Origin of the sequence: Streptomyces murinus, assembly GCF_002154555.1 — a bacterium.
Classification (GTDB): Bacteria; Actinomycetota; Actinomycetes; order Streptomycetales; family Streptomycetaceae; genus Streptomyces; species Streptomyces murinus.
Window position 1 is genome coordinate 1 of sequence record NZ_MUNF01000403.1, and the last position, 14,168, is coordinate 14,168.

General features: G+C 72.5%; 13 protein-coding genes. 7 read left to right on the forward strand and 6 right to left on the reverse strand.

Annotated features, from left to right (window positions below; all coding sequences use genetic code 11):
* Window positions 1–411 precede the first annotated feature (411 nt).
* Window positions 412–972: a hypothetical protein gene (locus tag CCN72_RS23785; protein ID WP_086809413.1), complete on the reverse strand. Its 561-nt coding sequence runs from the start codon at window positions 970–972 to the stop codon at window positions 412–414.
* A 113-nt stretch (window positions 973–1,085) separates the two neighbouring features.
* Here CCN72_RS23785 and tsaB point away from each other — a divergent pair, with 113 nt between their 5' ends.
* From tsaB to CCN72_RS23805, 4 genes are read left to right on the forward strand one after another with little or no spacing between them, the layout of a single operon-like run.
* A complete protein-coding gene (tsaB, locus tag CCN72_RS23790) occupies window positions 1,086–1,742 on the forward strand; it encodes a tRNA (adenosine(37)-N6)-threonylcarbamoyltransferase complex dimerization subunit type 1 TsaB (RefSeq protein ID WP_086809415.1) in 657 nt (218 codons plus the stop codon).
* A gap of 17 nt (window positions 1,743–1,759) precedes the next feature.
* Window positions 1,760–2,236, forward strand: a complete 477-nt coding sequence (gene rimI, locus CCN72_RS23795; protein WP_086809430.1) for a ribosomal protein S18-alanine N-acetyltransferase — start codon at window positions 1,760–1,762, stop codon at window positions 2,234–2,236.
* Window positions 2,229–3,317: a tRNA (adenosine(37)-N6)-threonylcarbamoyltransferase complex transferase subunit TsaD gene (tsaD, locus tag CCN72_RS23800; RefSeq protein WP_086809417.1), complete on the forward strand. Its 1,089-nt coding sequence runs from the start codon at window positions 2,229–2,231 to the stop codon at window positions 3,315–3,317. Before rimI ends, tsaD begins: the two co-directional genes overlap by 8 nt.
* Complete coding sequence (locus CCN72_RS23805) at window positions 3,314–3,571, forward strand: hypothetical protein (RefSeq protein WP_086809419.1); 258 nt, start codon at window positions 3,314–3,316, stop codon at window positions 3,569–3,571. The genes tsaD and CCN72_RS23805 overlap by 4 nt, the downstream gene beginning before the upstream one ends.
* A 234-nt stretch (window positions 3,572–3,805) precedes the next feature.
* Here CCN72_RS23805 and CCN72_RS23815 read toward each other — a convergent pair whose 3' ends face one another.
* The 4 genes from CCN72_RS23815 to CCN72_RS23830 form a co-directional block, all read right to left on the reverse strand.
* Window positions 3,806–6,139 carry a beta-xylosidase/alpha-l-arabinosidase gene (locus tag CCN72_RS23815; RefSeq protein WP_086809421.1) on the reverse strand — a complete coding sequence of 778 codons (2,334 nt, stop codon included), beginning with the start codon at window positions 6,137–6,139 and terminating at the stop codon, window positions 3,806–3,808.
* A gap of 34 nt (window positions 6,140–6,173) precedes the next feature.
* Window positions 6,174–7,073, reverse strand: coding sequence for a carbohydrate ABC transporter permease (locus CCN72_RS23820; protein WP_086809423.1), 900 nt, complete (start codon window positions 7,071–7,073; stop codon window positions 6,174–6,176).
* Window positions 7,074–7,077: 4 nt separating this feature from the next.
* The gene (locus CCN72_RS23825; RefSeq protein WP_161217579.1) at window positions 7,078–7,893 is read right to left on the reverse strand and encodes a carbohydrate ABC transporter permease; all 816 of its coding nucleotides are present in this window, start codon (window positions 7,891–7,893) and stop codon (window positions 7,078–7,080) included.
* A 95-nt stretch (window positions 7,894–7,988) separates the two neighbouring features.
* Complete coding sequence (locus CCN72_RS23830; protein ID WP_086809425.1) at window positions 7,989–9,326, reverse strand: ABC transporter substrate-binding protein; 1,338 nt, start codon at window positions 9,324–9,326, stop codon at window positions 7,989–7,991.
* 105 nt (window positions 9,327–9,431) lie between these two features.
* Here CCN72_RS23830 and CCN72_RS23835 point away from each other — a divergent pair, with 105 nt between their 5' ends.
* The gene (locus tag CCN72_RS23835; protein ID WP_086809427.1) at window positions 9,432–10,469 is read left to right on the forward strand and encodes a LacI family DNA-binding transcriptional regulator; all 1,038 of its coding nucleotides are present in this window, start codon (window positions 9,432–9,434) and stop codon (window positions 10,467–10,469) included.
* Between the two features lie 114 nt (window positions 10,470–10,583).
* Window positions 10,584–11,621 carry an LCP family protein gene (locus tag CCN72_RS23840; protein ID WP_435855070.1) on the forward strand — a complete coding sequence of 346 codons (1,038 nt, stop codon included), beginning with the start codon at window positions 10,584–10,586 and terminating at the stop codon, window positions 11,619–11,621.
* Between the two features lie 72 nt (window positions 11,622–11,693).
* Here CCN72_RS23840 and CCN72_RS23845 read toward each other — a convergent pair whose 3' ends face one another.
* The gene (locus CCN72_RS23845; protein ID WP_086809435.1) at window positions 11,694–12,929 is read right to left on the reverse strand and encodes a THUMP-like domain-containing protein; all 1,236 of its coding nucleotides are present in this window, start codon (window positions 12,927–12,929) and stop codon (window positions 11,694–11,696) included.
* 91 nt (window positions 12,930–13,020) lie between these two features.
* On the opposite strand from CCN72_RS23845, the gene CCN72_RS23850 reads away from it, so the two are divergent.
* A complete protein-coding gene (locus tag CCN72_RS23850; protein WP_086809429.1) occupies window positions 13,021–13,938 on the forward strand; it encodes a polysaccharide deacetylase family protein in 918 nt (305 codons plus the stop codon).
* The last annotated feature ends 230 nt before the right edge of the window (window positions 13,939–14,168 follow it).

Sequence of the window (14,168 nt, forward strand, 5' to 3'; positions counted from 1 at the left end):
CGTGCGAGGCCGCCCGGCTTCGACGAGCACGTGCGAGGCCGCCCGGCTTCAAGGACGCGAGTCGCCGGTCCCGGCGGGCTCGGCCGCCGGCGGCGGGGCTCGATGCCGCCGGTGTCCGGTCCGGGCTCGCCCCTCCGCCGGGCGGAGGCCGGTTCCTGGCGCGCTGCCACGCTCCGGCGCGGTCGGACCGTCCATGGGCGGGCGGGTCGCTCCGGTGTGCCGGTGCCCCCGCGAGATCGTCGGCCCGCAGGGTCGCCTCGCGCCCGTGAGCGCGTCGTTCCCCGCAGGGGGCGCCGGGCCCCAGGACCGTCCCGCCGACAGGGCGTCCGGCTCTCGGACCACCGTCCCGCAGGGCTGTCGGCTCTGAAGTGTCACCGGTGCCCAAAGGCGTCGGCGTCCCCCGCGGAGCCCTCAGCGGATGACCATGATCCGTTCGCCGATCGTGGCGAATTTCCACATCGCGTCGCCGTCCGCGCGGGACTCGCGGATGCCACCCGTCTTCGCGCCCGCGTCGGGGGCCGGGACGGCGTCCGGGGTGGCGGGGGCGGAGAAGCCGATGGTGACGCCGTCGACCGTGGTGAAGCGGACCACGTGTTCGATGGGGATGCCGTCCGTGCCGGTGACGGCGTGGGAGCGGGAGGTGACCCAGTACGTGCCGGTGGGCGGGTCCACGGTGCCCGGGTGGACGCGGAAGGTGCGCAGCACCCGGTTGCCGGTGCCGACCAGCCAGACCCGGTCGTCGTCCACCGAGTACACCACCCGTTCACCCTTGCCGGAACCGCTCGGCAGGGCGGTCGGGTGGAGCCGGTCCCGGGGCGCCTTCGTGGCCTGCCCGCCGGGCGAGCCGTTCGCCGCGGGGCGGGCGCCCAGCCCCGCGGGCACCGTCGCGTACGCCTCGTAGGCCAGGAAGCCGACCACCCCGACGGCCGCCGCGGTGAGGCCGGCCACGATTCCCGAGCTGGTCCCTGCCACCTGCTTCCACCTCCGCCGCGCGCGATATGTCGTACTTCGTACAGACCGTAGCAGCCGGTGACCCTCCGCCCCGGGCGGCCGTGCGCGAGGCGTGGGCGCCGTAGGCTGTTCGCGTGCTCTTGCTCGCTCTGGATACCGCAACGCCCGCCGTCACCGTCGCCCTGCACGACGGCACGGACGTCATCGCCTCGTCGAAGCAGGTGGACGCGCGCCGGCACGGGGAGCTGCTGCTGCCGGCCGTCGACCGGGTCCTCACCGAGGCCGGACTCAAGCTGGAGGCGGTCACCGGGATCGTCGTCGGCACCGGACCCGGCCCCTACACCGGACTGCGTGTCGGTCTGATGACCGCCGACACCTTCGGCCTGGCGCTCGGCGTCCCCGTGTACGGCGTGTGCACCCTGGACGGCCTCGCCTATGCCGCCGACATCGAGAAGGGCCCCTTCGTCGTGGCGACCGACGCCCGGCGCAAGGAGGTCTACTGGGCGACGTACGCCGACTCCCGCACCCGGCTGACCGGCCCGGCCGTCGACCGCCCGGCCGACATCGCCGAGCAGGTCGCCGGACTCCCGGCGGTCGGCGCGGGCGCCCTGCTCTACCCGGACACGTTCCCGCGCGCCCATGAGCCCGAGCATGTGTCCGCCGCCGCGCTGGCCGCGCTCGCCGCCGAGCGGCTGGCCGCCGGGGAGGAACTGCCCGAGCCGAGGCCGCTGTATCTGCGCCGCCCGGACGCCCAGGTCCCCAAGAACTACAAGGTGGTCACCCCGAAGTGACCGTCGAACTGCGCGAGATGCGCTGGTGGGACATCGACCAGGTGCTGGAGCTGGAGAAGGACCTGTTCCCCGAGGACGCCTGGTCCCGGGGCATGTTCTGGTCCGAGCTGGCCCACTCCCGGGGCGCCACGGCCACCCGCCGCTACGTCACCGCCGAGGACGGCACCGGCCGGGTCGTCGGCTACGCGGGCCTCGCCGCCTCCGGCGACCTCGCCGACGTCCAGACCATCGCCGTCGCCCGCGACCTCCAGGGCTCGGGGCTCGGCGGCCGGCTGCTGACCGATCTGCTGCGGGCGGCGACCGCGTTCGAGTGCCACGAGGTGATGCTCGAAGTCCGGGTGGACAACATCCGCGCGCAGAAGCTGTACGAGCGCTTCGGCTTCGCCCCCATCGGGTTCCGGCGCGGCTACTACCAGCCGGGGAACGTGGATGCCCTGGTGATGCGCCTGACCGACCCTTCCGCATCTGTTCAAGGAACCGAGATCAATGGCTGACGAACCCCTCGTCCTCGGCATCGAGACCTCCTGCGACGAGACCGGCGTCGGCATCGTGCGCGGCACCACCCTGCTGGCCGACGCCGTCGCCTCCAGCGTGGACGAGCACGCCCGCTTCGGCGGTGTCGTCCCCGAGGTGGCGTCCCGCGCCCATCTGGAGGCGATGGTCCCGACCATCGACCGCGCCCTGAAGGAGGCCGGGGTCAGCGCCAGGGACCTCGACGGCATCTCGGTGACCGCGGGTCCCGGTCTCGCGGGCGCCCTCCTGGTCGGCGTCTCCGCCGCCAAGGCGTACGCCTACGCGCTCGGCAAGCCCCTCTACGGCGTCAACCACCTCGCCTCCCACATCTGCGTGGACCAGCTGGAGCACGGCCCGCTGCCCGAGCCGACGATGGCGCTGCTGGTCTCCGGCGGCCACTCCTCGCTGCTGCTGTCCTCGGACATCACCTCCGACGTCCGGCCGATGGGCGCGACCATCGACGACGCGGCCGGCGAGGCCTTCGACAAGATCGCCCGGGTACTGAACCTGGGCTTCCCCGGCGGCCCGGTCATCGACCGGTACGCCAAGGAGGGCGACCCGGCCGCGATCAGCTTCCCGCGCGGTCTGACCGGCCCGCGCGACCCGGCGTACGACTTCTCCTTCTCCGGCCTCAAGACCGCCGTGGCCCGCTGGATCGAGGCGAAGCGCGCGGCCGGCGAGGAGGTCCCGGTGCGCGATGTGGCCGCGTCCTTCCAGGAGGCCGTGGTGGACGTGCTCACCCGCAAGGCCGTGCGCGCCTGCAAGGACGAGGGCGTCGACCATCTGATGATCGGCGGCGGGGTGGCGGCCAACTCCCGGCTGCGCGTCCTCGCCCAGGAACGCTGCGAGGCGGCCGGCATCCGGCTGCGCGTGCCGCGCCCCAAGCTGTGCACGGACAACGGCGCGATGGTGGCCGCGCTCGGCGCCGAGATGGTCGCCCGGGGCCGGGCCGCCTCCAGCTGGGACCTGTCGGCCGACTCCTCCCTGCCGGTCACCGACCCGCACGTGCCGGGCAACCACGACCATGTGCACGAAGTCAGCAAGGAGAACCTCTACTCATGACGGTCGCGCTGATGTGGGAGGCGCGCGCGGTCGAGGGCCGGGGCGGGGAACTCCTCGCCTGGGCCCGCGAACAGCGGCTCGACCGGGAGCCGTTGCGCCGCGAGACCTTCCGCGCGCCGCAGGACCGGGTGCTGGTCATCACGTGGTGGGCGGAGCCGTACGACGCGGCGCTGCCGGAACTTCCGGAGCCGGAACCGCAGTTGGTGACGCGAGCCGTGCACCGCTGGCGTTTCGAGGCGGTCGCGTCCGACTAGGGGCGGCTAAGTCCCGTTTGTCTCGGGCGAGTTTGCGGCCGCCGTTCGCATCGGTCTATGATCATCACACAGCGAACGGCCGGAAAGCCGGTACGAACGCAGTGCGTTGGTGGTCCAAGGAAAGACGTCCCGCTTCCTGCGGGGAGATGCAGGTGCAAGGCCTGCCCGGCGCTCCACTCACACCCCGCCTCCGGTACTCCGGAGGCGGGGTGTTCTGCGTCGGGCCCCGTTCGGTCAGGCCTCCGTCTCCGTTTCCGTCACCTCGCACCGCAGCCGCCGCCCCGCGCCCACCGGACGCACCGGCCCGGTCAGCCGCAGCCGCGCCCGGTGCCGTACGTCCGCGCTGGACGCGGCCAGGCGCAGCTCCAGCTCGCCCGGCTCCACGATCCGGGTGCCCGCGCGGTCCGGGAAGGAGGAGAGGTCGGTGTGGAAGCGGAAGGTGAGGCGGCGGGCCTCGCCGGGGGAGAGTTCCACCCGCCGGTAGCCGATCAGGCGGATGTCCGGGCGGGTCACCGAGGCCACCGGGTCGTGCAGATACAGCTGGACGACCTCGGCGCCCGCGCGCTCACCCGTGTTGCGGACGGTGAGCGAGAGGTCGTACCCGCCGTCCGTCGGGATCTCCGCTTCGGGCCCGGTGAAGTCCTCCCAGGCGAACGCGGTGTACGAGCCGCCGTGCCCGAACGGGTACAGCGGGGTCGGGTCCAGGTTGCTGACCTCGCCGGCCAGGCCGAGCGGGGGCTGGAGGTAGGTCCAGGGCTGGCCGCCGGGCCGGTGCGGCACGCTCACCGGGAGCCGCCCGGAGGGGTTCACCCGGCCGGACAGTACCCCGGCGAGCGCCGGACCGCCCTCCTCGCCCGGGAAGAACGCCTGGACGACCGCGGCGAGCCGGCCCTGCCAGCGGCCCAGCGCGTAGGGGCGGCCGGTCAGCAGTACGAGCACCACCGGGACGCCGGTCGCGACCAGCGCGTCCAGCAACTCGGCCTGGGCGCCCGGCAGTCGCAGGTCCTCCGCGTCGCAGCCCTCGCCCGAGGTGCCGCGTCCGAACAGCCCGGCCCGGTCGCCGAGGACGGCCACGCACACCTCGGACTCGGACGCCCGCGCCACCGCCTCGGCGAAACCGGAGGTGTCCGGATCGGAGACCCCGCAGCCCTCCGCGAACGCCACCTCGGCGCCCGGGAGTTCGGCCCGCAGGGCGTCGAGGACGGTCGGGATGTCGATGCCCGGCGGCACCTCGGGGTGGTGGGTGAGCACATGGGACGGGAAGGAGTAGCAGCCCAGCATCGCCAGCGCGTCCGCCGCGCGCGGCCCGACGACCGCGATCCGCGCGTCCGGGGTCAGCGGCAGCGCCCCGCCCGGGTTGTCCAGCAGCACCACCGACTCCTCGGCGAGGCGCCGGGCCAGCGCCCGGTTGCCGGCCGAGTCCAGGTCGATCTTCTCGCCGCTCTCCGGCGTCCAGTCGGGATCCAGCAGGCCCAGCTCGCACTTCTGGAGCAGCACCCGGCGCGCGGCCCGGTCCACCAGCGCCTCGGGGATCCGCCCGTCGCGTACGGCCTCCACCAGCGGTGTGCCGTAGCAGCTCAGGGTGGGCAGCTCGACGTCGATGCCCGCCTCCAGCGCGATGTGCGCGGCCTCGGCGGGGTCCGCGGCCACCCGGTGCAGCGACTGGAGGAAGCCGATGCCGAAGTAGTCGGCGACGACCGTGCCGGTGAACCCCCACTCCTCGCGCAGCAGTCCGGTCAGCAGCCGGGGGTCGGCCGAGGCCGGGACGCCGTCCGTCTCGGTGTAGGCGGCCATCACCGAGCGGGCGCCGCCCTCGCGCAGCGCCATCTCGAACGGCGGCAGCGTCACCTCCGCCAGCTCCCGCCCGCCCGCGCGCACCGGCGCCAGATTGCGGGCGCCCGCCGAGGACGCGTACCCGGCGAAGTGCTTGAGCGTGGCGACGACCCCGGCCGACTCCAGGCCCCGGACGTACGCCGTGCCGATGGTGCCGACCAGGTACGGGTCCTCGCCGATGGTCTCCTCCACCCGGCCCCAGCGCAGATCCCGCACCACGTCCAGGACGGGCGCGAGGCCCTGGTGGACGCCGGCCGCGCGCAGATCCCGGCCGATGCGCCCGCCCAGTTCCTCGACGAGCGCCGGGTCGAAGGTCGCGCCCCAGGCCAGCGGCACCGGGTACGCGGTCGCCTGCCAGGCGGTGAAGCCCGCCAGGCACTCCTCGTGGGCCACGGCCGGGATGCCGAAGCGGCCGGCCTCGGCGATCCGGCGCTGGGCGCGGGCCAGTGCCTGCGCGCCCAACGCCGGGTCCACGGGGGCGGTGCCGAAGGAGCGGGTCAGCTGGCCGAGGCCGAGGGTGATCAGCTCGTCCCAGTCGTGGTCCGCGGTCATCTCGCGCTGGAGCGGGGCGACCCCGTCGCCGTCCGTGGCCGCGCCCACCCAGACGCCGTACAGCTGGGCGGTCTTCTCCTCCAGGGTCATCCGGGCCAGGAGGTCGCTGACGCGGACGGCGGCGGGCAGGGCGGGGTCGCGCCAGGGGGCGGTGCCGGGCGCGGTGCCGGGGGCGGTGCTCATGAAACTCCTGTCGAGAAGGGGGCGCGGGCGGCGGTCACTTGCCGCCCACACCCATCAGGCCGCCCACCAGGGCGCGGCGGGCCACCAGATACACGGCGAAGATCGGGATGCCGGAGAGGACGACCGAGGCGAGCAGGGCGGGGATGTCCACACCGAACTGGCTCACGTAGTTGAAGAGCCCGAGGGTCAGCACACGCGGCCCCTCGGACTGGGTGAAGATCAGCGGGAAGAGGAAGCCGTTCCACGCCTGGAGCGCCGAGTAGATCCCGACGGTGCTGATACCGCCCTTGGACATCGGGATGACCAGCTGGAACAGCATCCGCAGCGGCGAGGCGCCGTCCAGGGCCATCGCCTCGTACACCTCCTCGGAGATGTCCCGCAGGGAGCCGGTGAGCACCAGGATGGCCACCGGCATGGCGAACGCGGCCGTCGGCAGGATGATCGCGAGCAGGCTGTCGTAGAGGTTCAGCTTGGCGATCATCAGATACAGCGGTACGACGACGGCCTGTGCCGGGATCGCCACGCCGAGCAGGAACAGCCGGAACGCGGCCCCGGACCAGAAGCCCCGGGTGCGTACGGCCACATAGGCGAGCGGCACGCACAGCACCAGCACGATCGCCACGACGGCCACCGCCGCCAGCACGGTGTTCCACAGATAGTGGAAGAACCCGTTGTGCAGCACGGTGCTGTAGTTGGCCAGCGTCGGATGGGCGGGCGGCTTCAGGGCGTTGTTGCCCAGCGCCTCGTCCCGCGGGGTGAGCGAGGCCGTGATCATCGCGTAGACGGGCACGATGACGACGACCAGCCAGAGGACCGAGCCGAGGCCGGCCAGCGGATCGGGCCGCCGGGTCCAGTGCCGGCGGCGGCGCCCGTCCGGCCGGGCCGTGGGCGCGGCGCCGGTCTTCACGGGGTGGGGCAGCGTGTCGTGTGACACCTCGTCACATTCCTTCCCGGGTACTGCGCATCGTGCCGAAGCCGGACAGCCGCACCAGCAGCAGCGACAGCGCGGTCGCGGCCACCACCAGGAAGGAGGCGATGGCGCTGGCGTAGCCGAAGTCGTAGCTCTTGAAGCCGGCCTCGTACATCAGGTACGGCAGGATCGCCGTGTCGGTGCCGGGGCCGCCCTGGGTGAGGATCAGGACGGTCTCGAAGTAGGTGAGCGAGCCGACGACCATCAGCACGCCCGAGGTGGTCGCCGTGTTGCGCAGCTGGGGCAGCGTGATGGAGAAGAACCGGCGGTAGCGGCCCGCGCCGTCGATGGCCGCCGCCTGGTAGAGGACCTCGGGGATCTGCCGGGCCCCGCCCTGGTAGATCAGGGTGTGGAAGGGGATGAACTGCCAGCCGCCGACGAACACGATCGCCAGGAAGGCGCCATCGGTGGAGCCGAGGGTGTCGCCGTGGATGATCCCGAAGTTGGGGTCGAGCAGGGCGTAGAACAGCAGCGAGATCGCCGTCGAGGACAGCAGGAACGGCACGAAGAAGATCGCCGACAGGATCGCGCGGTTGCGCTGGCGGCCCGCCGCCCAGACGCCGAGCAGGATCGAGACGACCGTCTGGAAGGCCCAGCTGACCACCGTGAGCAGCACGGTGACCGTGAGGGACTGGGTGAGCCGGTCGTCGTCGAACAGCTTGCGCCAGTTGGCGAGTCCGGCGGGCCGCGGGTTGCCGAGGCCGTTCCACTCGGTGAAGGACAGACAGAAGGCCAGCACCATCGGGACGGCGGCGAAGAACAGGAAGAACAGGACGCCGGGCAGCGCCAGGGCGGCGTGCGGGCGGCCCGCGTTCGCCCCGGTGCCCCGGCGGGGGCGGCCCGCGCCGGCGCGCGAGCCGCCCTTGGGCGTGCCGATGGTCACTTCAGCCCCTGGAGCGCCGAGACGAACTGGCTCGGCGTGGACTTGCCGACGAACAGCTTGTTGACCTCGGTGAGCATCGGAGTCGACACGTCCGGGTCGACGGCCTGGTCCCAGCTCAGCGTGAACGCCGGGGCGTCCTGCACCATCTTGTACTGGAACTTGGCGAACTCCGGGTTCGGCGAGGCGTCGAGCAGGCTCTCGGCGTTGGTGGTGGTCGGGATGTCGCCGTTGGCGATCAGCGCCTTGGCGTACGTCTCGGAGGCGCAGTCGCGCAGGAAGGCGAGCGCCGCGTCCTTGTTGGACGTACGGGTGTTGATCGACCAGTAGTTGGTGGGGTTGCCGACGACATTGCGGATGTCCCCCGCGCCGCCCTCGATGGTCGGGAACGCGGTCCAGCCGAGGTCCTTGCGGGCGAAGTCCGGGAACTTGCCGAGCTGGGTCGAGTACTCCCACGAGCCCATCAGATGCATCGCGGCCTTGCCCTTGGCGAACACGGCCGGGGCGCCGCCGTTGGTGTAGGCGACCGAGTTGAAGCCCTTGCCGAAGGCGCCGTCGTCGATGAGCTGCTTGACCGTCTGGGCGGCCTTCAGGACCGCCGGGTCGCCCCAGCCGGAGGCGTCACCGTTCTTGATCCGGTCGAAGACCTGGGGCCCGCCGATCCGGTCGACCAGGTACTCCAGCCACATCAGCTCGGGCCAGATGTCCGCGCCGCCGAGCGTGAACGGGGTGATCCCGGCCTTCTTCAGCTTGGTGTTGATGTCCAGCAACTGGTCCCAGGTGGTGGGCGGCTGGAGCTTCCGCTCGGCGAAGAGGGACTTGTTGTAGAAGAGGATCACGGGCTGCATGCCGCGCATGGGTATGCCGTAGTTGTGCCCCCCGATGCCGCCGGCCGTGATCACCGAGGGCAGGAAGCCGCTCTTGAGGACCGGGTCGGAGGTGATGGTGTCGGTGAGGTCCACCAGCTGCTTGGCGTCGCGGTAGGCCTTGATCGAGCCGCCGCCCCAGTTGAAGAAGATGTCGGGCGCGTTGGGGGAGCCCATCGCGGTGCGCAGCTTCGCCGGGTACTCGGAGCCGGGCACCTTCTCCAGCTTGATCTTGCCCTTGGCCTTCTTCGCGGCGGCCGAGGAGTTGAACCGGTCGATCGCCGCGACCTGGATCTTGGCCGCGTCGTCGCCGTACACGAACGCGGTCAGGGTGCCCCCGCCGCCCGACCCCCCGGAGGAGCCGCAGGCCGTGAGTCCGGCGGTGCCGGCGGCGACAAGTGTGGTGGCACCGGCGCCGAGCACCCAGCGCCTGCTGAACGCGCGCCCGCCGTTGGACGTGGTGGACTCCATGACCCTGGCCCTCGCAATGTTTCGAGTGGGGTTCCGAATGTTCCGGGAACGTATGGCGGAACAAGGGCTTCGTCAAGGGGTCGCGCAGGGATTACGATCGCGGGCATGAAGCCTGGGAAGTCCGTGGAAACGCAGACCGCGACGCTCGCGGAGATCGCCCGCGAGGCCGGGGTGTCCGCTCCGACTGTTTCGAAGGTCCTCAACGGCAGAGCCGATGTCGCGCCCTCGACGCGCACCCGCGTCGAGGAGCTGCTGCGCGCCCACGGCTACCGGCGCAGGCGCGCCGAGGCCTCCCGCTCACCACTGATCGACCTGGTCTTCCACGAGCTGGAGAGCGCCTGGGCGATGGAGGTCATCCGGGGCGTGGAGAACGTGGCGCAGTCGGCGGGGCTCAGCGTGGTGCTGTCCGAGTCCGCCGGGCGGCTCACCCCCGGCCGCTCCTGGGCCGACCAGGTCGCCGCCCGCCGCCCGCACGGCGTGGTCCTCGTCCTGTCCGAGCTGGACGGCGCCCAGCAGGCGCTGCTGACCAGCAGGTCCATCCCGTTCGTGGTGGTCGACCCGGCCGGCGACCCGGGCCCGGACGTGCCCTCCATCGGCGCCACCAACTGGCAGGGCGGGCTCGCGGCCACCCGGCATCTGGTGGAGCTGGGCCACACCCGGATCGGCGCGATCAGCGGCCCGTCCCGGATGATGTGCAGCCGCGCCCGCATCGACGGCTACCGCGCCGCCCTGGAGACGGCCGGGCTGCCCGTCGATCCCTCGCTGATCGTGGCCGGGGACTTCCACCACGACGCCGGCTACCGCCTGGGCATGGAGCTGCTGCGCCGCCCCGACCGGCCGACCGCGGTCTTCGCGGGCAACGACCTCCAGGCCGTGGGCCTGTACGAGGCCGCGCGCGAGCTGGGGCTGCGCATCCCGGAGGACCTCAGCGTGGTCGGCTTCGACGATCTGCCGGTGGCCCGCTGGGTGGGCCCGCCGCTGACGACCGTACGGCAGCCGCTGACCGAGATGGCCGAGGCCGCGGCCCGCCTGGTGCTCGAACTGGGCGGCGCGCACGAGGAACGCGCGGCCACCCGGCTGGAGTTGGCGACCAGTCTGGTGGTGCGTTCCAGCACGGCGGAGGTGCGGGGGAGCACCGCGTGATCGAAACTTTCGAGGGGGTGTCCGCAGACCGCCGCCGATGAGAATCTCGGAAGAAAATCCTTTCGTGCGGCTTCCGCTAACAGTCCCCTAATAATTCGGACTTACGTTCCTGCCGTGACGCGATACGAGGAGCACGGCCGGCGTTCGAGAGTGCTGCGGATCGCCGGACTCACCCTGGCGGCGGCCCTGGTGCTGGGGGTGGCCACGGCCGGCTATGCCTACTGGCATCTGGACCACAACATCAAGGGCGTCGACATCGACAGCGCGCTCGGCGACGACCGCCCCGCGCACGCGATGATCGCGCCCTCCCCGAGCGCCCCCACGGCCGCGGCCGCCCCGCTGCCGGCCGGGTCGCTCAACATCCTGGTGCTGGGCTCGGACTCGCGCAGCGGCAAGGCCGACAAGGAGCTGGGCGGCGGCGACAGTTCGGGCGCCCGCTCGGACACCGCGATGGTGGTGCACCTCGACGCGGGCCGCACCCGCGCCACCGTGGTCAGCATCCCGCGCGACACCCTCGTCACCCGCCCCTCCTGCCCGCTGCCCGACGGGGGTTCGACGGCGGTGGCGTACGGCTCGATGTTCAACAGCGCCTTCTCGGTGGGCGGTCCGGTGTGCGCGGTCAAGACGGTCGAGTCGATCACCGGGGTGCGCATGGACCACTTCGTCGAGATCGACTTCTCCGGCTTCGCCAAGCTGGTCGACGCGCTCGGCGGGGTCGATGTCACCACAACCCAGAGCATCGACGACGACAAGAGCCATCTCCACCTGGCGGCCGGGGCCCATCACCTCGACGGCAAGCAGGCGTTGGCCCTCGCCCGCACCCGGCACGGCATCGGCGACGGCAGCGACCTCGGCCGCATAGGTCTGCAACAGCTGCTGGTGAAGGCCCTGTTGGAGCGGATATCCGGCACGAACCTGCTCACCGACCCGGCCAAGCTGTACACGGTCGCCGACGCGGTCACCAAGAGCCTCACCACCGACACCGGCCTCGACTCCCTGACCGAGCTGACCGAGTTGGGCAAGAGCCTGAAGGAGCTGAGCGCGGACCAGGTGAAGACCGTGATGATGCCGGTCGTCACGGCGCCCTCGGACCCCAACCGGGTGATCGCGAAGGAGCCGGACGCCGAGAACCTGTGGGCGACCCTGCGCTGACCGCAGGGGGCGCTGAGGGCCGGATGCACCGGCCGCCGGGCGCGCTGGACGCCGGATGCGCCGGCTGCCGGGTCAGGGGCCCTCGGGCGGCCGTGCGGGCCCGCCGACCAGCATCGTCGGCGCCCCCGCGACCCGGGTGAGGAACACGGTCGCCGCGTTCGGACCCTGCGGCTTGACCTTGCGCCGCAGCTCCTCCGGCTCGACCGCCGATCCGCGCTTCTTCACGGTCAGCGTCCCGACCTCGCGCTCGCGCAGCAGCGCCTTCAACTTCTTCAGGTTGAAGGGGAGTTGGTCGGTGATCTCGTAGGGGGTGGCGTACGGGGTCGGGTGCAGCTCGTCGGCGGTGACGTAGGCGATGGTCGCGTCGAGCAGCCCGCCGGCGACCTCCTCGGCCACCTCGGCGACCAGATGCGCGCGGATCACGGCGCCGTCCGGCTCGTACAAGTACCGTCCCACCGGCCGTACTTCGGGATCCGGCAGGCCCCGTCCGAGCAGGGTGCGCGGGCCGGGCAGCAGGGTGGCGCGCACCGCGCCCGGCGCCCCGGTCCCGAACCAGAGCACCGCCTCCTTCACATCGCCGCCGTCCGAGATCCACTCCGCCTCGGCCTCCGGCGGCACCGCCTCGTGCGGGATGCCGGGCGCGATCTTCAGTGCGGCGTGCGGTGCCCGGCGGGCGGCTTCCACGGCCCAGGACAGCGGCGGCGAGTACGCCTCGGGGTCGAAGATCCGCCCATCCGTCGCCCGGCCACCACCCCTCATCGACGCGCTTCGCGCGCCTCCTCTTGATTGCCCGCCCCGCCTGGCCGGATCCACGAACACGGCGTCGTACCCGGCGGTGTCCACCTCCGTGACATCGGCCTCCCGCACCTCCATCAGCTCGGTGAGCCCCAGCGCCTCGGCGTTCGCCCGCGCCACGGCCGCCGTCAGCGGGTCCCGGTCCACCGCGAGCACCCGGATCCCGGCCCGCGCCAGCGCGATGGCGTCACCGCCGATCCCGCAGCACAGGTCCGCCACCGACGTCACCCCGAGATCGGTCAGCCGCCGCGCCCGGTACGCCGCCACGCTCGCCCGCGTCGACTGCTCGACCCCGTTCGGCGTGAAGAACATCCGCTCCGCGTCCGCCGCCGCGAACTTGGCCGCCGCGCGCTGCCGCAGCCGGGCCTGGCCGAGCGCGGCCGACACCAGGTCGGCGGGGTGGTCGCGGCGCAGCCGGGTGGCGACGGCCAGTTCATCGGCCGGGGCGGTGCCGCGGACCTCTTCGAGGAGGGCCCGGCCTTCGGGGGTGAGGAGAGGAGCGAGGTCGTTCACCGGGTCATTGTGGGCCAGTCGGTGGATGGTGCGCGTCAGGGCGGCGTTGTCGTCCGGGGAGCGGGGGTGGTGCCTGCGAAGATCCAGCACCATGCGACTAGTAGTACAAAATGACAAAAGTCGGGCACGGGTCGCCCTCGGCTGTGCCGCCGCCGTCCTCGCCTCGACCGCCCTCGTCACCGGCTGCTCCGGTTCCGGCTCCGGCCCGGGCATCGCCCGCCCTGCGGCGGGGCAGGGCGCGGCCGGTCACGCCGCCCCCGACCCGCGCGCCGCCCAGGCCGCGGAACACACCCGCATGGTCGCCGCCGCGAAACGCTGGGGCCTGGACGAGGTCCCGATCGCGCCACCGGCGCCGCCCAAGGTGAAGCCCCGCATCACCGCGCGCGCCGGCTTCGAGGTGGACCACCAGGAGGACTGGGACCTGCCGCCGGTCTTCACCACGGTCCCGACCAAGAACAAGGTCGTCTTCCTCACCATCGACGACGGCTCGGAGAAGGACCCCCGGTTCCTCCAGATGATGCGGGACCTGAAGATCCCGTACACCGCCTTCCTCAGCAACTACCTGGTCAAGGACGACTACGGCTACTTCCGCAAGGCGCAGTCCTACGGCAACACCCTCAACAACCACACCCTCACCCACCCCTATCTGCCGGGGCTGTCCTACGAGGAGCAGAAGCACGAGATCTGCGACATGCAGGACATCATGCAGAAGCAGTTCGGCAAGCGCCCGACCGTCCTGCGCCCGCCCTACGGCAACTACAACCAGGACACCCTGGTCGCCGCCAAGTCCTGCGGCATCAAGTACGCCCCGATCTGGAACGAGGAGGTGTACGTCGACCACTGGGAGTTCCGCGAGGACGACCAGCAGCTGCGCCGGGGCGACATCGTCCTCACCCATTTCCGGGGCCGCAGCGACTGGGACGGCACGATGGTCGACGACATGCGCCGCTTCCTCAACAAGGTGACGCGCGAGGGGTATGCGGTGGCGCGACTGGAGGACTACCTGTGAGCCGGCCGCGCCGGTCATGGGGGGCGCGGTGAGGTGTGCGGCGGGGCGTCGACTGCCGATGGGCCGACGGTGAGCCGTACGGTCGGTGGACGGCGGGTCGAGTGGCCGGCCGGGGCGTCGCCGACGGGGCACGGGGGCGCCGTCGGCGGGGCGAGGGCGAGAGGCCCGGCCGGTGCCGGTGGGGCGACGGCGGGGCGCGCGGCCGGTGGGTCGCCGGTGAGCCGTACGGC